Here is a 20,927-nt window from a genome sequence, read left to right on the forward strand (position 1 = left end):
TCCCAGATTTCTGGTGGGGGTGCCGGGTTTCGGTCCCGCGTCCGGCCCGCACCTTTAGCCGGCCGATTCAGAAGGCAAAGCCCGAGGGGCATACTGATTCCATGGCCACCAGTTGGGCGCTGAGCCGGAGTCTGGAACGAATCGGCTACCTCTGCCGCGACGTGCTGGATGACCGGGAGCTGCGCCGGGAAGTGCTTGCGGAACTCGGAAAAGTGGTGCCGTTCAGCGCCTTTGCCTGGCCGTTGACAGATCCGGAATCGGCCACCGGGATCTCGCCGATGGCCAGGATTCCCTGTCCGGACGAGCTGCCTGAGCTGATCCGGCTTAAGTACCTGACGGCGGACGCCCGATGGACCTCCCTGATGGGCCAGCGACGGCCGGCGACGACCCTGCTGATGGCCACTGGCGGGCGGCCGGCGCGCAGCCGACTCTGGAACGGGCTGTTGATCCGCTACGGGGTGACGGACGTGCTGTCCGTGGTTTTCGCCGATAAACATGGGTGCTGGGGCTGGCTCGACTTGTGGCGTGGCGGGGACGAGGGCACGTTCTCCGAGCCCGAGACCGATTTCCTCGCCACGGCGGCACCGCTGTTGGCAGCAGGCCTGCGGCGGAGCCGGGCGGCACAGTGGCAGCGGGACGTTGGAGGTGGTGCCGGGGCCCGGACGGCTGTTGGGAAGTCCTTGCCGCCCCAGGCCGTGCTGGTCCTCGACGAGCGGCTGGCCGTGAGGGGCCAGACGGCAACGGCCGGCGACTGGCTGGGGCTGCTGCAGCGCGGGCCCCGGCCGTATGAGGGCATCCCCGCGGAAGTCTTGAATGTCGCCGCCCAACTTCTGGCGAGGGAAGCCGGGGTGGACGCCCACCAAGCCATGTCCCGCGTTCCGGTGGGGCACGGCGCCTGGGCTCTTTTGCGCTCCGCCCGGATGGACCCCGGGAAAGGGGGAGCGCCTCCGCTCGCGGTGACTATTCAGGAGTGCCCGGCAGCGGACCGGCTGGAAGCGTTTGCCCGCTGCTTTGCGCTGACTCCGCAACAGCACCGGCTGCTGGGGCTCGCCGCCGGCGGCCTCAGCACGTCTGAGCTGGCAGCTGCCCTGCAGATCCGCCCCTACACCGTGCAGGACCTGTTCAAGGCTGTCTTCGTGGCCTGCGGTGTCCGGAGCCGGGGTGCGCTGCTGGGCCTGGCTCTCGGAGCCGCGGCTGTGTCGCCGACCGCCGCCTCGGCATCAGACGGGCGGTGAGGACCAGTTGACGGAGCCTAGCCGCCGGCGAAGGGCGGCAGCACGTCGACGACGTCGTCGGGGCCCAGGACCGCGGCAGTATTACGGACGGCCACCTCATTGAGCAGGAAGCTGGACCGGGACAGGATGCGGACCAGCGGCGGCGTGCCCGCCGGCGGCTCAGGGCGTTCGACGGCGAGGACCGCCTCCACCAGGGTGGCCAGCGTGGCGCCGTCGGGCAGCTCGAACTTTTCCTCGTCCACGCCGGCGGCAGCGCGCGCGGCAGCGAAGTAACGTACGTTCACGGGTGGTTCAGCCTCCGATGGCGCTCATGCTGCGGTCCGGCTGGACGAAGTCCGGGGCGTCCAGTCCGACGTGGTCCATGCCGTGGGCCTTGGGCTTGAGCCACATGGCGTCCTGCCAGCGTTCGGCGAGTTGTTCGTCGCTGGCGCCCCCGCGCAGCAGCCCCAGCAGGTCGGTTTCCTCGCGGGAGAAGAGGCAGCTCATGATCTTCCCCTCCGCGGTGATCCGGGTCCGGCGGCAGTCCGCGCAGAACGGTTCGGTGACCGAGGCGATGATCCCCACGGTGCCCAGCACGGGGCCCGTGGCCTGGTCCGTGCCCGGCACGCGGGCGCGGACCTCGAAACGCTCGGCCGGGGCGCCGTCGCGCTCCCGCGGATCGGCGCTGAGCACGTAGTCGACGGAGAGCAGGTCCCGGATCTCCGCTGCGGTAATCATGTTCCGGCGGGTCCAGCCGTGGTCGGCGTCGAGCGGCATCTGTTCGATGAAGCGCAGTTCGTAGCCGCGGTCCAGGGCCCAGGCGAGCAGCGAGGGGGACTCGGCGTCGTTGATGCCGCGCATCAACACGGCGTTGAGCTTCACGGGTCCCAGGCCGGCGGCCCAGGCGGCGTCGACACCGGCGAGGACGCGGCCCAGGAACGGCCGCCGGGTCAGCTTGGTGAAGGTTTCCTCGTGCAGCGAGTCCAGGGAGACATTGATCCGGGTCAGCCCGGCTGCCTTCAGCCCGGCCGCTTTCTTGTCCAGCCCGACCGCGTTGGTGGTCATCGAGATCGGCAGGTCCGGGTGCGCCTGGCGAAGGGCGGAAATAATGTCCAGCAGGTCCGCCCTGACCAGCGGTTCGCCGCCGGTGAGCCGGAGTTCGCGGACACCCAGCTGTTCGACGCCGATCCGCACGATCCGCACGATTTCCTCCGCCGTCATGACGGCCTGCTTGGACAGCCATTCGAGGCCTTCGGCCGGCATGCAGTAGCTGCAGCGGAGGTTGCATTTATCCGTCAGCGAGAGCCGCATGTCGGTGGCGCGGCGGCCGTATCGGTCCACCAGCCCGGCAGGCATTCCGGCCGGGCGCCCGGCCGGCTGCGGCGCCGGTACGTCCGCGCCGGGGCCGCTTTCCGCGCGGGGCTGGGGCATGCCAAGCTGAACACTCATAAGGTCAGGCTACGCCACTGCGGGCCAGGCATCACGCCCCGGAGCCAACGAACTGGCGCCTGCGAACTTATGCTGGAAGCGTGAACACGTCCCGGGCCGTTCCATCTTCGGCCCCCAGCGGAACGCCGCAGCCCGCCCCGCGGCGCACCCCGTGGTGGGCCGCCGCTGCCGGGGTGGCCGCCGTCGGGGCCGGCGTCGTCCTGGGGGAACTGGCGGCCGGGCTGCTGAGCCCCTCGGTTTCGCCGGTGACGGCCGTCGGGGGAGCGGTGATCGACGCCGTCCCGCCGGGCGTCAAGGACTGGGCCATCTCGCTCTTCGGCACGGCCGACAAACTGGCCCTGCTCGGCGGAATGGGACTGGTGATTGCGGCCCTGGCCGCACTGGGCGGGGTGCTGGAATGGCGCCGCCGCTTCGCCGGGCTGGCCGTGATCGCCATCTTCGGCCTGGTGGGCGTCGCGGCCGTGCTGACCCGGGCCGAGGGGAGCGCCAACGCCGTTCCCGAGCCGCTGCTGGCCGCCGTGCTGGGCATGGTGCTGCTGCGCTGGCTGATCCGCCGGCTTAAAGACTGGTCCGACGCCGACGCCGACGCCGACGCCGACGCCGACGCCGACCCCGCAGCACCGGCCCCGGCAGCCTCCGCAGAGGCAACCCCCGCAGCGGGCGAACCGGCCAAGGGCCCCATGGGCCAACCACCCGCCCGCCCCGCCCGCCGCCGCTTCCTGCAGTCCCTGGCGGTTACGGCGGCCATCGCGGGCGTGGGCGGGGTGCTTGCATCCACCCTGCGCGGCGCGGCGGCGGCCGTCGTGGAGCTGCGCGGCAAGCTGGTCCTGCCCGGCCCGGCGTCCCGGGCGCAGCCGATACCCGCAGGAGCCGAGCTTGGGCTCGCTGGACTGGACCCCCTGATCACCCCGAACAAGGACTTCTACCGGATCGACACCGCCCTGCGCGTTCCGCTCGTGGATCCGCACCAATGGAAGCTCAAAGTCACCGGGCTGGTGGACCACGAGGTCGAACTGGACTTTGACGCCCTGCTGGCCAAGCCCCTGACCGAGCGGTACATCACCATCGCCTGCGTCTCCAACGAGGTGGGCGGCGAGCTGATCGGCAACGCGCGCTGGCTCGGCTGGCCGGTCCGGGAACTGCTGGCGCAGGCCGGCCCGAAACCGGGAGCGGACATGGTGCTCTCCCGCAGCGCCGACGGCTGGACCGCGGGCACGCCGCTGGAGGTGCTCACGGACACCCGGGACGCGCTGCTGGCGGTGGGGATGAACGGGGAGCCGCTGCCGCTCGAGCACGGCTTCCCGGTCCGGCTCGTCGTGCCGGGGCTCTACGGCTACGTCTCGGCGACCAAGTGGGTCACCGAACTGAAAGTCACCCGGTTCGCGGACGACGTCGCCTACTGGACGCCGCGGGGCTGGAGCGAGCGCGGACCGATCAAGACGTCGTCGCGGATCGACGTGCCGCGGGCCGGCCGGAGCGTGAACGCGGGGACGGTGGACTTCGGCGGCGTGGCCTGGGCCCAGCACCGCGGCATCGGCAAGGTGGAAGTGCGCGTGAACCGCGGCGAGTGGGAGCAAGCCGAATTGGCACCCGCGATCTCCACAGACACCTGGCGCCAGTGGAAGCTCTCAGTGCCGCTGGGCCCGGGACAGTACGAGGTCCAGGTCCGGGCCACCGACCTCGCCGGCGTCCCGCAGGTGGAGGAGCGCGCCCCGGTGGCGCCCAGCGGGGCCACCGGCTACCACACAGTTACAGTGGACGTGAAGTCCTAGCCAGCCGAGCCAAAGGTCAACAACGTATGCACCGCACCGCGAACAGGCCCGTAACCGTGGAAGCGCACCGGGACAAGGTCCGCGCGCTGCTGGCACCCCTTGCCGCCCGCGTGGACACCGTGCCGCTCCGGGACGCGCTGGGCCGGGGACTGGCCGCCGACATCACGGCCCCGCTGGACCTCCCGCCGTTTGCCAACTCGCAGATGGACGGCTTTGCCATCCGCAGCGCCGACGTGCCCGACGGCGGCGCCGAACTGCGCGTCGCGGCTCCCGTCCCGGCCGGCGCACAGCCCGCCGAACTGGCCCCCGGCACAGCCGCGCCCATCATGACCGGAGCCATGATCCCGGCCGGGGCCGACGCCGTCGTCCCCATTGAGCAGGCCGTTCCGGATTCCTTCCCCGCCCCCGGGGAAACCGCCACCGTCCGCCTGCCCGCGACCCCGGCGGGCACCTTCGTCCGCGACGCCGGCAGCGACATTGCCGCCGGCCAGCCAGCCTTGGCCGCCGGAACCTTCCTGGGCCCCGGGCAGCTGGGGCTGCTGGCCGCCCTGGGCCTGAGCCAGGTGCCGGTGCACGCCGTGCCGAGGGTCCTGCTGGTGACGACCGGCGACGAGGTGGTGGAACCGGGCAGCCCGCTGCAGCCCGGCAAGATCTACGACGCGAACGGCACCCTGCTCGAATCCGCCCTCCGCCAGGCCGGCCTCCACGTCACCCGCACCGGCATCTCCGCCGACAACCCCGAGGAGCTGGCATCCCTGCTGCGCCGGCACGCGGCTGAGGTGGATCTGATAGTCACCACCGGGGGAGTCAGCAAGGGCGCGTACGAGGTGGTCCGGCAGGCGCTGGCGGGCCACGACGTCGAGTTCGGCGGCGTGGCAATGCAGCCGGGCGGCCCGCAGGGCATCGGCACCTTCGACGGCGTCCCCGTCCTCGGCTTCCCGGGGAACCCGGTCAGCTGCCTCGTCTCCTTCGAAATGTTCCTGCGGCCCGTGCTGGCCGAACTGTTCGGCTCGCCGGCGCCGCGGACCGTGGTCCGGGCCCGGCTGGCCGAAGCACTGACTTCCCCCGAAGCCAAGCACCAGGTCCGGCGCGGCACCCTCGGCGCGGACGGCACCGTCCGCTTGGAAGGCGGCGCGGGATCCCATCTGGTGCACGCACTGGCGCACTCCAATGCCCTCGTGCAGCTTCCGGTGGGAACCGCGGCGCTCGCCGAGGGCGACGAGGTGGAAGTATGGATGCTGTGAACGAAGCAGATACCCCAGACAAGCCCGTGCTGACCCATCTCCGGCAGGACGGCACCGCGCAGATGGTCGACGTGTCCAACAAGGCCGAGACCACGCGGGAGGCCACCGCCACCGCCACGGTCAACAGCACCGCCGAGGTCCTGGCCCTGCTCGGTGCCGGCGAACTGCCCAAGGGAGATGCGCTGGCCGTCGCGCGGGTGGCCGGAATCCTGGCTGCCAAGAAGACCCCGGACCTGATTCCGCTCTGCCACCCGCTGCCGATCACCAAGGTGACCGTCGATTTCGAGCTCGACGCCGAGTCCGTCACCGTGTTCGCCACGGTCAAGACCCGCGGCGTGACCGGGGTGGAGATGGAAGCCCTCACCGCGGTCTCCGTGGCGGCCCTGAGCGTGTACGACATGATCAAGGCCGTGGACAAGCATGCGGTCCTGACGGACATCAAGGTGCTGGCCAAAAGCGGCGGCAAGAGTGGGGACTGGACACTGTGAGCAGCACCGAACCGCACCGCCACGGCGAGGCCACCGGCCGGAAGGCCGGCATCGTGATCGCCTCCACCCGCGCCGCGGCCGGGGTCTATGAAGACCTCACCGGCCCCGTCATCGTCGACTGGCTGACCGAACACGGCTTCGAGCCGTTTCCCGCGCTGGTAGTTCCCGACGGCGAGCCCGTCGGTGCCGCCCTGCGTGCGCTGCTGACCCAGCACCCCGCCGTCATCATCACCAGCGGGGGCACCGGCCTCAGCCCTACCGACGCCACCCCGGAACAGACGCTGCCGCTGTTGGACCGGGAGATCCCCGGCATCATGGAAGGCCTGCGGAGCGCGGGCACCGCCAAGACCCCGACCGCCATGCTGAGCCGCGGCCACGCCGGCGCCGCCGGCAGCACCTTCATCGTCAACCTCCCCGGATCCCCGAAGGGCGTCATGGACGGCCTGGGCGTGCTGGACCCGATCATCGGACACCTCTGCGACCAGCTGGAAGGCAGCCATGGACACTGAATCCGGCTTTGAAATCGTGCACGCCGTCCTCAGCGCCGAGCCCATCTCGGTGGACCAGGCCATCGCGGCGGTCGAATCGGACACGGCCGGCGCCGTGGTGAGCTTCAGCGGCGTCGTCCGCAACCACGACGGCGGCAAACCGGTACAACGGCTCAGCTACAGTGCGCATCCCACGGCACACCAGGTGCTGGCCGACGTCGTCGCGCAACTCGTCGCCGAGCAGTCGGCGGCCGGGGCGGGCCAGCCGGGCCAGCCGGTCCGGATCTGGGTCGCGCACCGGACCGGCTCGCTGGAGATCGGTGATCCCGCCCTGGTCTGCGCCGTCTCTGCGGCGCACCGCGGACAAGCCTTCGCGGTCTGCGCCGAACTCGTGGACCGGATCAAGGAGCAGGTTCCGATCTGGAAGGAACAATTCTTCGCCGACGGCACCGTGGAGTGGGTGGGCGCGGGCGGGTAGGAGCCGCGGCGCGGGGTGGTAACGTACGGGCCCCGGTTCCAGCCGGGAACCGCCCCGGCGGTAGGGTTGAAGCCATGATCGAACAACTCGCCGTCGCCGTCCTGGGCGCCAACGGGCGCATGGGCGCCGAGGCCGTCAAAGCCGTGGAAACCGCCGAAGACCTGAAGCTTGTCGCAGCCCTGGGCCGCGGCGACTCCCTCGACACCCTGGTGGACTCCGGCGCCCGCATCGTGATCGACCTGACCGTGCCCGAGAGCACCGAAGCGAACGTCCGCTTCGCCGTCGAACACGGCATGCACGCCGTCGTCGGCACCACCGGCTGGGACGCGGAACGGCTGGCCCGGCTCGAAGCGCACCTCGCGGGCCAGCCCGGCACCGGCGTCCTCATCGCCCCGAACTTCGCCCTCGGCTCGGTCCTGGCGTCCGCCTTCGCCGCGAAGGCGTCCCGCTATTTCGAATCGGTCGAAATCGTTGAGCTGCACCACCCGGAGAAGGTGGACGCCCCCTCCGGCACCGCCGTTCGCACCGCCCAGCTGATTGCCGCCGAGCGCGCCAGCGCCGGCGTCGCGGCCAGCCCGGACGCCACCACCAGCGAACGCCCTGGCGCGCGCGGCTGCGAGGTCGACGGTGTCCGCGTCCACAGCGTCCGGTTGCGCGGCCTCGTGGCGCACCAGGAGGTCCTGCTGGGCGGCCCGGGGGAGCAGCTGACCTTCCGCCACGACTCCTTCGACCGCGCCTCCTTCATGCCCGGCGTGCTGCTGGGCGTGCGCAACGTCGCGGCGCACCCGGGGCTCACGGTAGGCCTGGACGGCTACCTGGATCTGGGCCTCTGATGGTCAACCTCCTCGCGGCCTTCAAGGCCAACCGCACCAAGATCTGGGTGGGCGCGGTGACGCTCCTGCTGGTGTTCTACCTGGTGGTGTCCCTGCAGCGTTCGGTGCTGCTGCTTTCCGATTCAAACCTGGTGGCGAAAGCCCTCGGTCTGGCCTACCTGCTGCTCCCGATCGTCGGGGCTTGGGCGCTGGTCAGGGAGCTCTTGTTCGGGGCCCGGACCGAGCGGCTGGCCAAGATCCTGGAAGCCGAGGGCGGCCTGCCGGAGGACACCCTGCCGCGCACCCCCGCCGGCCGAATCATCCGCGAGGCCGCGGATCTGGAGTTCGAGAAATACCGGGCGGAAGCCGAGGCCGCCCCCGGGGACTGGCGCTCTTGGTTCCGGCTCAGCTGCGCCTACGACGCCGCCGGGGACCGCAAGCGCGCCCGTGCCTCGATGCGCGACGCTGTCCGCCTCTTCCGCGCCGGGTCACCGGACACCGGCGCTTAGCCAGGCGCCCCCTGGCGGTTCGCCATTGGCCGGCGAACGACGGCGGTTAGCCGTTTCCTGCGCCTAGCGTGTCCGTGCCCAGCGGCCGCGGCCCAGCTGGTTCGCGCCGTGGCCCACCCATTCCAGCGGTCCGCGCCAGGCCTGTGCCGCGAAAACGCCGCCAATGACCAGCGCGGCGACCGCCTGGGCCCAGTAAACGCCTTCCGTGCTCCAGCCGGCGGGAAGCGGGTGTCCGTGCAGCGACGCCATCAGGCACACATGCGCCGTATACAGGCTCAGGGTCAGGGCGCCGGCGCCGCGGAGCGGGAGCAGCAGGTCCAACTGCACCCAATCGGCGAGCCGTCCCAGCAGCAGGCAGAAACCCACCACCGCGGCGGCGACGCCGGCGGTGTGCAGCAGGTCCAGCGTGGTGCCCGAATGCGGGGCGCTCGAGGCCAGCCACCAGACAGAACCGGACTGGTCGATGCCCGCGAGGTTCACCTGCAGCAGGCTTGCCAGGGGATAGGCCGGATCGCCCACCTGCTCCTGCAGCGCCGCCCGGCCGCCCCAGTCCTCCATCAGCACCACGCTCAGCCACTTGGCGATAACCGCGGCGACGGTCCCGGCGGCCAGCAGCAGCCAGGGAACGGCCGCCTTAGCCAGCGCCAGTCGGCCGATCGCCAGTCCGATGAGCAGGTAGGCGAGCCATTGCAGCACCGGGTAGTACCCGGTCAGGAACAAGTCGCCGAGCAGCCGCGCCGGAGTGGCCAGATCCTCCCAGCCAGGGTTGTGGCCGAGCCGGAGGGGCGGTTCGGCGGCCAACAGCCACGGGCGCAGGAGATAGGCCAGGACCGGGGTAGCCAGCAGCCAGGCCGCCGCCAGGGCCCAGAGGCGTTTCGCGCGGAGGCCGAGGAACGGCAGCACACAGAGAAACAGCAGGGCGTAGTTGACCAGGATGACCGCGATGTTGACTTCCAGGCCGCCGAGGGAAAGCCCGACGGCGCCCACGACGAGGGCCCGGAGCGCGACGCCGCGGCGGGCCGCCCATAACTCCGAGCCCTCCAGCGGGCGCTCCTTTCCGGTGGACAGCGCTAGGCCTATCCCCGCGAGCACGGCAAAGAGTGCGGCCGCGCGGCCGGAGAACGCCAGGCCGACCCAGGTGGGGGTGAGCTGCGCATCGGCTTCGAAGGTGGGGAGCACGTGGGTCGCCATCATGCCCAGCAGCGCCAGCCCCCGGGCCGCGTCGACGCCGGCAAGCCGGGGCGCCGCCGCCTTGGTCCTGGCAGTCCTTGTAGTCGTAGCCATGCCGCGCGAGGTCATCTTCTGATCGTCTCACGTCCGGCCGACCCCGGCCCGTTGGCCGTCCCATTGCCAGGGCTGTGCCGGCCGGTGCGGCCGTCTGGTACAGCGGCAACACAATCCTTGTATTCGAATATATGTTCGAATAATATGGCCAGTATGAACAATGCATCAGAGCCGGCCCCCGGTTTCCATCAGGCAGCCGGTCTCCACCAGAAAGCCGGTTTCCATCAGGCAGCCGGTCTCCACCAGAAAGCCGGTCTCCACCAGGCAGCCGGCCCCCTCAAGGCAACTGGCGCCGTCAATACCACCGTCAATACCACCGGCGTCCTCAAGGCCATGAGTCCGGGTGTCGTGGATTTCCTCTTCCGGCGCCTAGTCGCGGGGGAGGCGGCCGAGGACGTCCAGTGGCATCGTGAGGGGACGGCCCTGTCCGCCGAGGCGCCCGGCGCCGAGCTGGCCCGCCGGCTCGCCGAGACCGACCTCGAGGCGCTCACCCCCACGGAGCTGTTTCACTATGTGCGTGCCGCGCAGCGGCTCTCGGCCTGGGCTGAGGCGCTGCGCGAGGAGGCCGTGAGCCGCTACTGCGCCGTTCCCCCGGGGCGTCCCGAAGCCCCGGCAGACGCGGCACGGGAGGGCTGAATTTGACGCGCATCACTCTGTCGCCATTGTCCTAACAAGCCACGGACAAGGTAACGTTTTTCCTATGGCTGACTCTGACATTCGCTCTTACACGTTTGGAACCCTTGTGACCGCCATGGTCACTCCGTTCACCAACGACGGTGAGGTCGACTATCAGCAGTCCGCAGAGCTGGCCAACAAGCTCGTCGACGACGGCAACGACGCCCTCGTAATCTCCGGCACCACGGGCGAAACCTCCACGCTGGAAGACGACGAAAAAGAAAAGCTGTTCCGCGTCATCGTCGAGGCCGTGGGGGACCGGGCCAAGGTCATTGCCGGCACCGGCACCAACCACACCTCGCACTCGATCGAGATGGCCAAGCGGGCCGCCAAGGCCGGCGCGCACGGCCAGCTGATCGTCACCCCGTATTACAACAAGCCGAGCCAGGCCGGAATCCAGGCCCACATCGAGGCCGTTGCCGACGCCGCGGACCTGCCCGTCATGGTCTATGACATCCCGGGCCGTGCCGGTGTCCCGATCCTGCCCGAAACCATGATCCGGCTCGCGGAACACCCCCGCGTCATCGCCCTCAAGGACGCCAAGGCCGACTTCGCCGCGGTCACCCGCGTCATGGCGAACACCGAATTGGATGTCTACTCCGGAGACGACGGGCTGACCCTGCCGTGGATGGCGGCCGGCGCCGTCGGGCTGGTCAGCGTCTCCGCGCACGTGGCCACCAAGCAGTACCGTGCGATGATCGATGCCGCACTTGCAGGCGATTTTGCCACCGCCCGCACCATACATTTCGAACTGGACCCAGTGGTCCGTGCAGTGATGACCCATATCCAGGGTGCTGTTGCTGCGAAGCAAGTTCTTAAGTGGCAGGGAGTCCTGCCCAACTCGGTTGTCCGTTTGCCCCTCGTGGAGCCGGGCGAAGCCGAGATCGAAACGATCCGCGAGGACTTGGCGGAGGCAGGACTCGTCTTCTCCTGATCCGGCCCTGCCTGATCGAAAGAAGACCTCTCCTGTTCCGCCTGGAAAGTAGTGCACTATGACCCAAACCGCCCTTCCCGGCCTTGTCACGCCGCCGAAACTGCCCAAGAACACCCTGCGGATCGTTCCGCTCGGCGGCCTCGGGGAGATTGGCCGCAACATGACTGTCTTCGAAATCGACGGCAAGCTGCTCATCGTTGACTGCGGCGTCCTCTTCCCGGAAGAGACCCAGCCCGGCGTCGACCTGATCCTGCCCGATTTCTCCTACATCGAGAACCGCATGGACGACATCGTCGCCGTCATCCTCACGCACGGCCACGAGGACCACATCGGTGCCGTCCCGTACCTGCTGCGCCTGCGCAACGACATCCCCATCGTCGGCTCCCAGCTGACGCTGGCCCTGATCGAGGCGAAGCTCCAGGAACACCGGATCAAGCCGAACACGCAGATCGTGAGTGAGGGCCAGGTCCAGAAGCTCGGCCCCTTCGAATGCGAATTCGTGGCCGTCAACCACTCGATCCCGGACGCCCTCGCCGTCTTCCTGCGCACTTCCGGCGGCACCGTGCTGCACACCGGCGACTTCAAGATGGACCAGCTTCCCCTCGACGGCCGGATCACCGACCTGCGGCACTTCGCCAAGCTCGGTGAAGAAGGCGTGGATCTGTTCATGTCCGACTCCACGAACGCGGACGTCCCCGGCTTCACCACCGCGGAAAAGGAAATCGGCCCCACCCTGGACCGGCTCTTCGGCCAGGCGTCCAAGCGCATCATTGTGGCCTCGTTCTCCTCGCACGTGCACCGCGTCCAGCAGGTCCTCGACGCCGCAGCGAACCACAACCGCAAGGTGGCCTTCGTCGGCCGCTCCATGGTCCGCAACATGGCCATCGCCGCCAAGCTCGGCTACCTCGAAGTGCCGGCGGGCATCCTCGTCGACATCAAGAACATCGACAACCTGCCGGACAACCGCGTGGTCCTGATGTCCACCGGCTCCCAGGGCGAACCGATGGCGGCGCTGTCCCGCATGGCGAACGGCGACCACCGCGTGGTCGTCGGCCAGGGCGACACCGTGATCCTCGCCTCCAGCCTCATCCCGGGCAATGAAAACGCCGTCTTCCGCATCATCAACGGCCTGCTCAAGCTCGGCGCGGACGTCATCCACAAGGGCAACGCCAAGGTACACGTCTCCGGCCACGCGGCCGCGGGTGAGCTCCTTTACTGCTACAACATCCTTGAGCCGCTCAACGCGATGCCGGTGCACGGCGAGACGCGCCACCTGATCGCCAACGGCAAGATTGCCCTCGAGTCGGGCGTCCCGGAGGAGAGCATCCTGCTGGCGGACAACGGCACCGTCATCGACCTCCGCGACCACCAGGCCGACGTCGTGGGCCAGGTCGAGGTCGGCTTTGTCTACGTTGACGGCTCCAGCGTCGGCGAAGTCACCGAAGCGGACCTCAAGGACCGCCAGACCCTGGGGGATGAGGGCTTCATCTCGATCATCACGGTCATCCACCGGGCCACCGGCAAGGTGGTCTCCGGGCCGGAGATCCACGCCCGCGGCGTGGCCGAGGACGATTCGGTCTTCGACGAGATCATCCCCAAAATCAACGCCGCACTCGAGGAAGCCGTGCAGAACCGGGACCACACCTCGCAGCAGCTCCAGCAGGTTGTCCGACGCGTCGTCGGCACCTGGGTCAACCGCAAGCTGCGCCGCAAGCCCATGATCATCCCGGTGGTCCTGGAGGCGTAGGCCCCGCGCGCGGCCCGGCAAAAAGCACAGCCCGGCAACGAGCAGAGCCCAAGAGCTGAACTGAAACGGCCCTCCCCGGCCGGCACCGCCTTCCCGGCGGCGCCAGCCGGGGAGGGCCGTTTTCGTTGCCAGAAAGCCCCGAGGGCGCAAGTTGGGCGCGGGAAACCAGCCGCCCGGGCGGTTCAACATGATCCCCGCCCGCCCCGGAAATCCGCGGTTTTCCGCCCGGCGTCGGGTACCGTTGCGGGTATGGCGACACGCACCTCCTCCGCGCCTAGAGGCAACTCCAGCGGCAATTCACGCGGCAATTCAAAGAGCAACACCGGCAGCTCTGCAGGCCGGGGCTCAGGCGCAGCTGCGTCCAAGACCAGCCGTCCGCAGGGAACCGCGCGCACCCGGCAGCTGCCCGCCGTCGAACCGCGGCAGCCCTGGCTGGTGCGAATTGTGGCCGGGGCCTGGCTGGGGGTCGGCCATGTGGTGGGCGCCGGTATCCGCCGGATTGGCCACGACGTCAGCGGCCTCGACCCGGCAGACCGCCGCGACGGCGCTGCCCTGTTCAACCTCGCGCTCGGCGTCTTCATTGCCACCTTCGCCTGGTGGGGCTTCCAGGGCTGGCTCCCGGACCTGGTCTTCGGAATCGTCAACGGCACCTTCGGCTGGATGTCCCTGCTGCTGCCGCTGATGCTCTTCGTCTGCGCCTTCCGGCTGTTCCGCCAACCGGTCGACGGCCGCGGCAACAACCGGATCGGCATCGGCTTCCTCATCATGACCTTCGCCGGCTGCGGCCTGGCGCACATCATCGGCGGCCAGCCGACGGTCGCCGACGGCTTCGACGGGCTCCGCCGCGCCGGCGGCATGCTCGGCTACCTCGCCGCCGCCCCGCTGGCAACCATCCACGCCGCCGTCCCGGTCGCCCTCTACAGCCTGCTGGCCTTCACCTCGCTGCTCATCGTCACGGCCACGCCCTTCGGCGCCATCCCGTCCCGGCTGCGCGGCGCCTACGAGCACCTGATGGGCATCGACCTGCAGGACTACCAGGACGAAGCCGAGAACGACGCCCACGACCGCAGCTACCTGTACGAGAATGACGCCCCCGCACCCAAGAAGAAGCGCAAGCGCCTCTTCGGCAAGGACGACGACGGCGACGCCCGCCTGGAAGGCTACGTCGGCGACGAAGCCTTCGAACACGCCGTCGTCGACGACGACCAAACAACCGCAGGCGCCGCCGGCACGAAGGCAGGCGGCAAAGCCGCCAAGGCCGTGGCGCCCGGCGTCCGGCGGCCCACGCAGGCCGAAATCGCCGTCGAAAAGATCAAGGCGGCCCAGGGTCTTGGCAGCACCGCGGCCGGAGCCGCGGCGGACAACGCCACCGAGGCCATCCCGCTCGTCACCCCCGGCATGGTCGCCGCCGGATCCCTGAACGCCCCCCTTAACCCCGGCGCGGCCGCTCCCAAGGTCCCCGCGAACCCGGTCGCCCCGGCGCCGCCGCCCACCCCGATCCCGCAGCGCACCGAACAGCTCTCGCTCGCCGGCGACGTCACCTACACGCTGCCGGCGTCGGACATGCTCACCCCCGGCTCCATCCCCAAGGAGCGCACCGAGGCCAACGACGCGATCGTCGCCTCGCTGACCGAGACGCTCACCCAGTTCAACGTCGACGCCCAGGTCACCGGCTTCAGCCGGGGGCCCACCGTGACCCGCTACGAGATCGAGCTGTCCCCGGGCACCAAGGTGGAACGCGTCACCGCCCTGTCCAAGAACATCTCCTACGCCGTCGCGAGCTCCGATGTGCGCATCCTGAGCCCCATCCCGGGCAAGTCCGCCATCGGCATCGAGATCCCCAACACGGACCGCGAGACCGTGTCGCTCGGCGATGTCCTGCGCAGCCAGAACGCGCGCCGCACGGACCACCCCATGGTGATGGGCGTCGGCAAGGACGTCGAGGGCGGCTACGTCGTCGCCAACCTCGCAAAGATGCCGCACCTGCTCGTGGCCGGTGCCACCGGCGCCGGTAAGTCCTCGTTCGTGAACTCGATGATCACCTCGATCCTGATGCGCGCCACCCCGGATGAGGTCCGCATGGTCATGGTCGACCCCAAGCGGGTGGAGCTGACCGCCTACGAGGGCGTCCCGCACCTCATCACCCCGATCATCACCAACCCCAAGAAGGCCGCCGAAGCGCTGCAATGGGTGGTCCGCGAAATGGACGCCCGCTACGACGACCTCGCCAACTACGGCTTCAAGCACATCGACGACTTCAACAAGGCGGTCCGGGCCGGAAAAGTCCACCCGCCGGAGGGCTCCAAGCGCGTCATCCGCCCGTACCCGTACCTGCTGGTGATCGTGGACGAACTCGCCGACCTCATGATGGTGGCCCCGCGCGACGTCGAAGACTCCATCGTCCGCATCACCCAGCTGGCCCGCGCCGCCGGCATCCACCTGGTGCTCGCCACGCAGCGGCCCTCCGTCGACGTCGTCACCGGCCTGATCAAGGCCAACGTCCCGTCCCGCATGGCCTTCGCCACCTCCTCCGTGACCGACTCCCGCGTGGTCCTAGACCAGCCCGGCGCCGAGAAGCTGATCGGCCAGGGCGACGCGCTCTTCCTGCCGATGGGCGCCTCCAAGGCGATGCGTGTGCAGGGCGCCTGGGTGACCGAGTCCGAAATCCACAAGGTCGTCGAACACGTCAAGGGCCAGCTCAAGGCCGTCTACCGGGACGACGTTGCCCCCGAGGCGCAGAAGAAACAGATCGACGACGACATCGGAGACGACCTCGAGGTCCTGCTGCAAGCCACCGAGCTCGTCGTCACGACGCAGTTCGGCTCGACGTCGATGCTGCAGCGCAAGCTCCGCGTCGGCTTCGCCAAGGCCGGCCGCCTGATGGACCTGCTGGAGTCCAGGGGAGTGGTGGGCCCCTCGGAGGGCTCCAAGGCACGCGACGTCCTGGTCAAACCGGACGACCTTGCCGCGGTCCTGGCCGCCATGAAGGGCCAGGACGGCCCGGTCGCCGCCGATTCGCAGACGGCCGCGCTGAGCGAGAACGCGAACGCCAACATCGCCCAGGGCGGCTACGCGGAGGACCTGGTGGCCGCCGACCTGGGCAACCGCACCCAGAGCGTCGACTACTACGATGGGGCCGACGGTCCCGGCGACGACGACGAGGGTTCCGAGGACGCCTGGTCGCTGACCGGACGGTAGCTGGCGGCGAGACGGTAGCCTAGGAAGGTGACTAGCGCCGAAACCAACGCCGGGTCCGCCCCGCGGATCTGGAACCTGCCCAACATCCTCACGATGCTGCGGATCGCGCTGGTGCCGTTTTTCGTCTGGTTCCTCCTCGCCGATGCCCCGGGCCTGGACGCGCAGAACGGCGCGTGGCGCTGGGCCGCCGTCGTCGTTTTCGCGGTGGCGATCTACACGGACAAGCTCGACGGCGACATCGCGCGCAGCCGCGGGCTGATCACCGACTTCGGCAAGATCGCGGACCCGATCGCGGACAAACTGCTGATCGGCTCGGCCCTGGTGATGCTTTCCCTACTCGGCGAACTGCCCTGGTGGGTCACGGTCCTGATCCTCGTCCGCGAGTGGGGCGTCACGGCGCTGCGCTTCTTCGTCATCCGCTACGGCGTCATCCCGGCATCCCGTGGCGGCAAGCTCAAGACCGTGGTGCAGACCGCGGCGATCTTCCTGTACGTGATGCCGCTGGCCTCGATTGCGCCGTGGCTGGGATTCCTGGCCTTCGCGGTCATGATGGCGGCCCTGGCGATCACGGTCTGGACCGGCGCCGAATATCTCGTTGAAGCCCTCAAGCTGCGCGCCAACGGCATCCGGGCCAAAAAGCAGCAGGTCCAGGAGGGGACACCATGAGCAATCCGCAGCCGAACGCCCACCCGGGGCTCCACCCGAATCTGCACCGACTCGCCGAGCAGGCCGTGGCCCGCGCCATTGAGCGCGGGCTGACCGTGGCCACGGCGGAGTCGCTCACCGCCGGAATGGTAGCGGCCGTGCTGGCCGACACCCCCGGTGCGTCCGGCATGCTGCAGGGCGGTGTGGTCGCCTATGCGAACCCCGTCAAGGCCAGCGTCCTGGGCGTGTCCCGCGAACTCCTCGACGCCGCCGGCTCCGTGGACGGGCAGGTCGCCGCGGCGATGGCCTCCGGCGCGCGCACCGCGTGCGGTGCCGACGTCGCCGTGGCCACCACCGGGGTGGCAGGCCCTGAGGCGCACGACGGCAAGGACGTGGGAACGGTCTTCATCGGCCTCGCCACGGCAGAGGGCGCGACGTCGTTCGCGTACCGCTTCGAGGGGGGGCGCCAGGAGATCCGGGCGCTGGCCTGCGGCGCCGCCCTGGAGCGCCTGCTCGAAGCCCTGTAGCCGGCAAGCTACCGCGGGTAAAGTTGCCGGGAACAAAAGTTGATTCCGAATAGTTGTTACATTGTGTCGCCCCGGAATAAGGGTGGCGCCTAGGATGAAATCATCACAACGTTCGCACTCAACCGCGAACAACACATACGAGGGAGCAAGGCGATACAGATGGTAAAGCAGCCCGTATCCGTAAACGGCGTTGTCCGCTGGAAGGATGTGGGCCTCGCCGATCAGGCAAAGAGCGAACAGAAGGAGCGCAAGATGGTCGTACTTCGTCACGAAATCGGTGATGTCCTGCGCGATGTCCGCCAACGCCAAGGCCGTACCCTCCGCGAAGTCTCGCACAGTGCCCGTGTATCCCTGGGCTACCTGAGTGAAGTGGAACGCGGCCAGAAGGAAGCCTCCTCGGAGCTGCTCTCCTCGATCTGCTCGGCCCTCGACGTCCCGTTGTCCAGCATGCTCCGCGAAGTCAGCGACCGCGTCGCCGTGGCCGAGGGCGTAGCGGTACCGGACACCGTGCCCCAGGAATTCGCGCAGCGCTACGGCCGTGACCTGGACCGTGAACTCAACACCGAGTTGAACGACGAGCTGGCCACGGGCCTGCTCTCCGGGGCCCGCTAGCCCCACCCCATTCGATCCAAAGGAAGGTCCCCGGCGGTGTGCCGGGGACCTTTTCCGTGTCCTGGAGCCTATGTTCTGGCCTGTGCTCCTTCTCCGGAGCGGCTTAGAGGCCTTCGTCCCGCGGGAAGCCGTCGCGTTCGTAGGTGGCGTTGAGCTTCGCCATGTAGCCGGCGAAGGCTTCCAGTTCCCCGGCCGGCCACTCCGCCAGCCGTTCGCGGAAGACCTCGCGCCGCGCATCCTGGACCAGGTGCATCTTCTCCTCGCCCTTGGCCGTCAGGCTGATGGCCTGGGCACGGCCGTCCAGCGGGTCGGCTTCCTTGGATACCAGGCCGAGGCCTTCCAGGAAGGCGACCTGGCGGCTCACCGAGGGCTTGCCGACGCCGATGCAGGAGGCCAGTTCGGTCAGCCTGATGGGGCCCTTGGTCCGGAGTACCGACAGCAGCCCGTAGGCCGCAGGCTCCATCTCGGGATGGACTTGGCGGGAGAGCTGCTGCGACATGGAACGGGCACGCCGCCAAAGCAGGCTCAACTGGCGCTCGACGGCGGCCAGCGCCTCCTCCGCGGAGGGTTCGCCGGTCCCGGAAATGGGCGCCGGATCCGGGCCGGCATCGCTTGGGTTGCTCATAGCAACCATTCTAGGGTCCGCGCCCGTGAGAGACTTTATCGGTGAGAATCAGCGACTTCTGGCGGCTTATGGACGACGAGTTCGGGGCGGGATATTCCCGTGTCCTCAGCAGCTCCCTGGTGCTGGCGGGCGTTGGCGGACGCACCGCGGACCAGGCCCTGAGCGCGGGCGTGCCGCCCAAACAGGTCTGGCTGGCGCTCTGCGAGGTCCAGGATGTGCCCGCCGAGCGGCGGCTCGGCCGCGACGTTAAGCCGCGCTGACCGGGCGCCGGTCCGGCACGGGTCCGGCACCGGCCCGCGGGCATCGGAGGACTGACACGCCGTTGCGATTGTTCGAATATCTGTTCGGGTCGGGCTATGCTTTTTTCAGAGCGTTATCCACATACGCGACGGCGGCGGCAACTTTGTCAGTGGCTGCCACTAGCGTCAGGGATGACATAACAACGGCCGCGACGGCCACTCTCCAGCGAGAAAGTATTAGAGGTGTGAATCATGGCCGCAGCCCCGGATCGCCAGAAGGCGCTCGACGCAGCGCTAGCCCAGATTGACAAGCAGTTCGGCAAGGGCTCCGTCATGCGCCTGGGCGACGAAGTCCGCGCGCCCATCGAGGTCATCCCCACCGGCTCCATCGCACTGGACGTGGCCCTCGGAATTGGCGGCCTGCCCCGCGGCCGCGTCGTCGAGATTTACGGCCCTGAGTCCTCCGGTAAGACCACCGTCGCGCTGCACGCCGTGGCCAACGCCCAGCGCCAGGGCGGCATCGCCGCCTTCATCGACGCCGAGCACGCCCTCGATCCGGAATACGCCGCCAAGCTCGGCGTCGACACCGATGCGCTTCTCGTCTCCCAGCCGGACACGGGTGAGCAGGCGCTCGAAATCATGGACATGCTGATCGGCTCCGGCTCGCTGGACGTGATCGTCATCGACTCCGTCGCCGCGCTGGTACCCCGCGCCGAAATCGAAGGCGACATGGGCGACAGCCACGTCGGCCTGCAGGCCCGGCTGATGAGCCAGGCGCTGCGTAAGATCACCGGCCGGTTGAGCCAGACCAAGACCACCGCCATCTTCATCAACCAGCTGCGCGAGAAGATCGGCGTGTTCTTCGGCTCCCCGGAAACCACCACCGGTGGTAAGGCGCTGAAGTTCTACGCCTCGATCCGCATCGACGTCCGCCGCATCCAGACCCTCAAGGAGGGCGCGGACTCCGTCGGCAACCGGACCAAGGCGAAAATCGTCAAGAACAAGATGGCTCCGCCGTTCAAGATCGCCGAATTCGACATCATCTACGGCCAGGGCATCTCCCGCGAGGGCGGCATCATCGACATGGGTGTCGAGCACGGCCTGATCAAGAAGTCCGGCTCGTGGTTCACCTACGACGGGGACCAGCTGGGCCAGGGCATGGAGAACTCTCGCCGCTTCCTGCGGGACAACCCGGAACTCGCCGCCGAACTCGAGCGCCTGATCAAGGAAAAGCTCGGCGTCGGCGTCAAGGCAGCCGACCCGGAGGAATCACCGAAGCTGAAGGCCGTTGACGGCTTCTAACAGCCGGGCCTCCGCCGCACGACGCCGCAAGGGGTCAGGATTCCCTTCCCGGAATCCTGGCCCCGGCGTCGTTGAGGGCCCCGGCGACCCGCACCGTCCCGGGCCGCCGGCGCCGGAGCAGGATGCCGACGCTGATCCCGCCGCCGTGGCACGCGCCGTCGTGCTGCGGCAGTTGACCAACTCGCCCAAGAGCCGCCTGCAGCTTTCCCGCAAGCTGGCCGAGCGCAACATCCCGGACGACGTGGCCGAGGCCGTACTCGACCGCTTCGAAGAGGTCCGCCTCATCGACGACGCCGAGTTCGCCGACATGTGGGTGCGGAGCCGGTCCCAGACCCGGAAGCTGGCCAAGGGCGCCCTGCGCCGGGAGTTGGCCGAGAAGGGCATCGATGAGGAGACCGCTGCCGGCGCCCTCGAACAGCTCAGTGACGAGGACGAGGAAACCGCGGCGCGGGAACTCGTGGAACGCAAGCTGCGGAACGCGCGGGGACTGGAGGACCGTGCCGAGCGGGACAAGACGGTCCGTCGGCTGGCCTCCATGCTCGCGCGCAAGGGCTACCAGCCGTCGCAGGCCTTCCGGATCGTGGGGGAGGTTCTGGACGCTGCCCTCGAAGAGCAGGACGGCGGGGCCTGACGCGGGGCCTGCCGCGGCACCGGAAACGAGGCCGCCGCGAATACGGCCGCGCCG

22 protein-coding genes are annotated in these 20,927 nt (G+C 69.2%); 18 read left to right on the plus strand and 4 right to left on the minus strand.

Going from position 1 to position 20,927, the window contains the following annotated elements:
- Window positions 1-101: 101 nt before the first annotated feature.
- Window positions 102-1,235, plus strand: a complete 1,134-nt coding sequence (locus HNO80_RS12720) for a helix-turn-helix transcriptional regulator (protein ID WP_175323217.1) — start codon at window positions 102-104, stop codon at window positions 1,233-1,235.
- 17 nt (window positions 1,236-1,252) lie between these two features.
- On the opposite strand, the gene HNO80_RS12725 is transcribed toward HNO80_RS12720, so the two are convergent.
- Both HNO80_RS12725 and moaA read right to left on the minus strand, forming a co-directional pair.
- Complete coding sequence (locus HNO80_RS12725) at window positions 1,253-1,519, minus strand: MoaD/ThiS family protein (protein ID WP_175323218.1); 267 nt, start codon at window positions 1,517-1,519, stop codon at window positions 1,253-1,255.
- 7 nt (window positions 1,520-1,526) lie between these two features.
- Complete coding sequence (gene moaA / locus HNO80_RS12730; RefSeq protein WP_175323219.1) at window positions 1,527-2,663, minus strand: GTP 3',8-cyclase MoaA; 1,137 nt, start codon at window positions 2,661-2,663, stop codon at window positions 1,527-1,529.
- An 80-nt stretch (window positions 2,664-2,743) separates the two neighbouring features.
- Between moaA and HNO80_RS12735 the strand changes: the two genes are divergently transcribed.
- From HNO80_RS12735 to HNO80_RS12765, 7 genes are all read left to right on the plus strand, one after another.
- Window positions 2,744-4,435 carry a molybdopterin-dependent oxidoreductase gene (locus HNO80_RS12735; RefSeq protein ID WP_175323220.1) on the plus strand — a complete coding sequence of 564 codons (1,692 nt, stop codon included), beginning with the start codon at window positions 2,744-2,746 and terminating at the stop codon, window positions 4,433-4,435.
- A 26-nt stretch (window positions 4,436-4,461) separates the two neighbouring features.
- Window positions 4,462-5,679 carry a molybdopterin molybdotransferase MoeA gene (locus HNO80_RS12740; protein ID WP_175323221.1) on the plus strand — a complete coding sequence of 406 codons (1,218 nt, stop codon included), beginning with the start codon at window positions 4,462-4,464 and terminating at the stop codon, window positions 5,677-5,679.
- Window positions 5,667-6,167, plus strand: coding sequence for a cyclic pyranopterin monophosphate synthase MoaC (gene moaC / locus HNO80_RS12745; RefSeq protein WP_175323222.1), 501 nt, complete (start codon window positions 5,667-5,669; stop codon window positions 6,165-6,167). Before HNO80_RS12740 ends, moaC begins: the two co-directional genes overlap by 13 nt.
- Window positions 6,164-6,676 carry a MogA/MoaB family molybdenum cofactor biosynthesis protein gene (locus HNO80_RS12750; protein ID WP_175323223.1) on the plus strand — a complete coding sequence of 171 codons (513 nt, stop codon included), beginning with the start codon at window positions 6,164-6,166 and terminating at the stop codon, window positions 6,674-6,676. The genes moaC and HNO80_RS12750 overlap by 4 nt, the downstream gene beginning before the upstream one ends.
- Window positions 6,666-7,133 carry a molybdenum cofactor biosynthesis protein MoaE gene (locus HNO80_RS12755; protein ID WP_175323224.1) on the plus strand — a complete coding sequence of 156 codons (468 nt, stop codon included), beginning with the start codon at window positions 6,666-6,668 and terminating at the stop codon, window positions 7,131-7,133. The genes HNO80_RS12750 and HNO80_RS12755 overlap by 11 nt, the downstream gene beginning before the upstream one ends.
- 74 nt (window positions 7,134-7,207) lie before the next feature.
- Window positions 7,208-7,966 carry a 4-hydroxy-tetrahydrodipicolinate reductase gene (gene dapB, locus HNO80_RS12760; protein WP_175323225.1) on the plus strand — a complete coding sequence of 253 codons (759 nt, stop codon included), beginning with the start codon at window positions 7,208-7,210 and terminating at the stop codon, window positions 7,964-7,966.
- Window positions 7,966-8,454, plus strand: coding sequence for a hypothetical protein (locus tag HNO80_RS12765; protein WP_175323226.1), 489 nt, complete (start codon window positions 7,966-7,968; stop codon window positions 8,452-8,454). The genes dapB and HNO80_RS12765 overlap by 1 nt, the downstream gene beginning before the upstream one ends.
- A gap of 63 nt (window positions 8,455-8,517) precedes the next feature.
- Here HNO80_RS12765 and HNO80_RS12770 read toward each other — a convergent pair whose 3' ends face one another.
- Entirely contained in the window at window positions 8,518-9,753 is a 1,236-nt protein-coding gene (locus tag HNO80_RS12770; RefSeq protein ID WP_175323227.1) for a heparan-alpha-glucosaminide N-acetyltransferase domain-containing protein, read from the minus strand.
- 138 nt (window positions 9,754-9,891) lie between these two features.
- Here HNO80_RS12770 and HNO80_RS17980 point away from each other — a divergent pair, with 138 nt between their 5' ends.
- The 7 genes from HNO80_RS17980 to HNO80_RS12805 all read left to right on the plus strand — a co-directional run bounded on the left by HNO80_RS17980 (window position 9,892) and on the right by HNO80_RS12805 (window position 18,076).
- Window positions 9,892-10,374 carry a hypothetical protein gene (locus HNO80_RS17980; protein WP_249777330.1) on the plus strand — a complete coding sequence of 161 codons (483 nt, stop codon included), beginning with the start codon at window positions 9,892-9,894 and terminating at the stop codon, window positions 10,372-10,374.
- Window positions 10,375-10,438: 64 nt separating this feature from the next.
- A complete protein-coding gene (dapA, locus tag HNO80_RS12780) occupies window positions 10,439-11,347 on the plus strand; it encodes a 4-hydroxy-tetrahydrodipicolinate synthase (protein ID WP_175323228.1) in 909 nt (302 codons plus the stop codon).
- Window positions 11,348-11,405: 58 nt separating this feature from the next.
- On the plus strand, window positions 11,406-13,094 hold the full coding sequence (locus tag HNO80_RS12785) for a ribonuclease J (RefSeq protein ID WP_175323229.1): 1,689 nt from the start codon (window positions 11,406-11,408) through the stop codon (window positions 13,092-13,094).
- Window positions 13,095-13,343: 249 nt separating this feature from the next.
- Window positions 13,344-16,292 (plus strand): FtsK/SpoIIIE family DNA translocase, encoded by a 2,949-nt coding sequence (locus HNO80_RS12790; protein ID WP_175323230.1) that lies wholly within the window; start codon window positions 13,344-13,346, stop codon window positions 16,290-16,292.
- A 27-nt stretch (window positions 16,293-16,319) separates the two neighbouring features.
- Window positions 16,320-16,958 carry a CDP-diacylglycerol--glycerol-3-phosphate 3-phosphatidyltransferase gene (pgsA, locus tag HNO80_RS12795; protein ID WP_175323231.1) on the plus strand — a complete coding sequence of 213 codons (639 nt, stop codon included), beginning with the start codon at window positions 16,320-16,322 and terminating at the stop codon, window positions 16,956-16,958.
- Entirely contained in the window at window positions 16,955-17,464 is a 510-nt protein-coding gene (locus tag HNO80_RS12800; RefSeq protein WP_175323232.1) for a CinA family protein, read from the plus strand. The genes pgsA and HNO80_RS12800 overlap by 4 nt, the downstream gene beginning before the upstream one ends.
- A gap of 159 nt (window positions 17,465-17,623) precedes the next feature.
- Window positions 17,624-18,076: a helix-turn-helix domain-containing protein gene (locus HNO80_RS12805; RefSeq protein ID WP_138769747.1), complete on the plus strand. Its 453-nt coding sequence runs from the start codon at window positions 17,624-17,626 to the stop codon at window positions 18,074-18,076.
- Between the two features lie 103 nt (window positions 18,077-18,179).
- On the opposite strand, the gene HNO80_RS12810 is transcribed toward HNO80_RS12805, so the two are convergent.
- Entirely contained in the window at window positions 18,180-18,701 is a 522-nt protein-coding gene (locus HNO80_RS12810) for a MarR family winged helix-turn-helix transcriptional regulator (protein ID WP_175323233.1), read from the minus strand.
- Between the two features lie 41 nt (window positions 18,702-18,742).
- On the opposite strand from HNO80_RS12810, the gene HNO80_RS12815 reads away from it, so the two are divergent.
- The 3 genes from HNO80_RS12815 to HNO80_RS12825 all read left to right on the plus strand — a co-directional run bounded on the left by HNO80_RS12815 (window position 18,743) and on the right by HNO80_RS12825 (window position 20,873).
- Window positions 18,743-18,961, plus strand: a complete 219-nt coding sequence (locus HNO80_RS12815) for a DUF3046 domain-containing protein (RefSeq protein ID WP_175323234.1) — start codon at window positions 18,743-18,745, stop codon at window positions 18,959-18,961.
- A gap of 231 nt (window positions 18,962-19,192) precedes the next feature.
- The gene (recA, locus tag HNO80_RS12820) at window positions 19,193-20,242 is read left to right on the plus strand and encodes a recombinase RecA (protein WP_138769744.1); all 1,050 of its coding nucleotides are present in this window, start codon (window positions 19,193-19,195) and stop codon (window positions 20,240-20,242) included.
- 145 nt (window positions 20,243-20,387) lie between these two features.
- Entirely contained in the window at window positions 20,388-20,873 is a 486-nt protein-coding gene (locus tag HNO80_RS12825; RefSeq protein WP_175323287.1) for a regulatory protein RecX, read from the plus strand.
- The last annotated feature ends 54 nt before the right edge of the window (window positions 20,874-20,927 follow it).

Origin of the sequence: Arthrobacter sp. C9C5, assembly GCF_013359735.1 — a bacterium.
In the GTDB taxonomy this organism is placed as follows: domain Bacteria; phylum Actinomycetota; class Actinomycetes; order Actinomycetales; family Micrococcaceae; genus Arthrobacter.

Coding starts and splice junctions, on each gene's coding strand:
- moaA (WP_175323219.1), bottom strand. CDS start 2,663: ATGAGTGTTCAGCTTGGCATGCCCCAGCCCCGCGCGGAAAGCGGCCCC.
- HNO80_RS12720 (WP_175323217.1), top strand. CDS start 102: ATGGCCACCAGTTGGGCGCTGAGCCGGAGTCTGGAACGAATCGGCTAC.
- moaC (WP_175323222.1), top strand. CDS start 5,667: ATGGATGCTGTGAACGAAGCAGATACCCCAGACAAGCCCGTGCTGACC.
- HNO80_RS12765 (WP_175323226.1), top strand. CDS start 7,966: ATGGTCAACCTCCTCGCGGCCTTCAAGGCCAACCGCACCAAGATCTGG.
- HNO80_RS12800 (WP_175323232.1), top strand. CDS start 16,955: ATGAGCAATCCGCAGCCGAACGCCCACCCGGGGCTCCACCCGAATCTG.
- HNO80_RS12740 (WP_175323221.1), top strand. CDS start 4,462: ATGCACCGCACCGCGAACAGGCCCGTAACCGTGGAAGCGCACCGGGAC.
- HNO80_RS12770 (WP_175323227.1), bottom strand. CDS start 9,753: ATGACCTCGCGCGGCATGGCTACGACTACAAGGACTGCCAGGACCAAG.
- HNO80_RS17980 (WP_249777330.1), top strand. CDS start 9,892: ATGAACAATGCATCAGAGCCGGCCCCCGGTTTCCATCAGGCAGCCGGT.
- HNO80_RS12805 (WP_138769747.1), top strand. CDS start 17,624: ATGGTAAAGCAGCCCGTATCCGTAAACGGCGTTGTCCGCTGGAAGGAT.
- dapA (WP_175323228.1), top strand. CDS start 10,439: ATGGCTGACTCTGACATTCGCTCTTACACGTTTGGAACCCTTGTGACC.
- recA (WP_138769744.1), top strand. CDS start 19,193: ATGGCCGCAGCCCCGGATCGCCAGAAGGCGCTCGACGCAGCGCTAGCC.
- HNO80_RS12790 (WP_175323230.1), top strand. CDS start 13,344: ATGGCGACACGCACCTCCTCCGCGCCTAGAGGCAACTCCAGCGGCAAT.
- HNO80_RS12785 (WP_175323229.1), top strand. CDS start 11,406: ATGACCCAAACCGCCCTTCCCGGCCTTGTCACGCCGCCGAAACTGCCC.
- HNO80_RS12755 (WP_175323224.1), top strand. CDS start 6,666: ATGGACACTGAATCCGGCTTTGAAATCGTGCACGCCGTCCTCAGCGCC.
- HNO80_RS12810 (WP_175323233.1), bottom strand. CDS start 18,701: ATGAGCAACCCAAGCGATGCCGGCCCGGATCCGGCGCCCATTTCCGGG.
- dapB (WP_175323225.1), top strand. CDS start 7,208: ATGATCGAACAACTCGCCGTCGCCGTCCTGGGCGCCAACGGGCGCATG.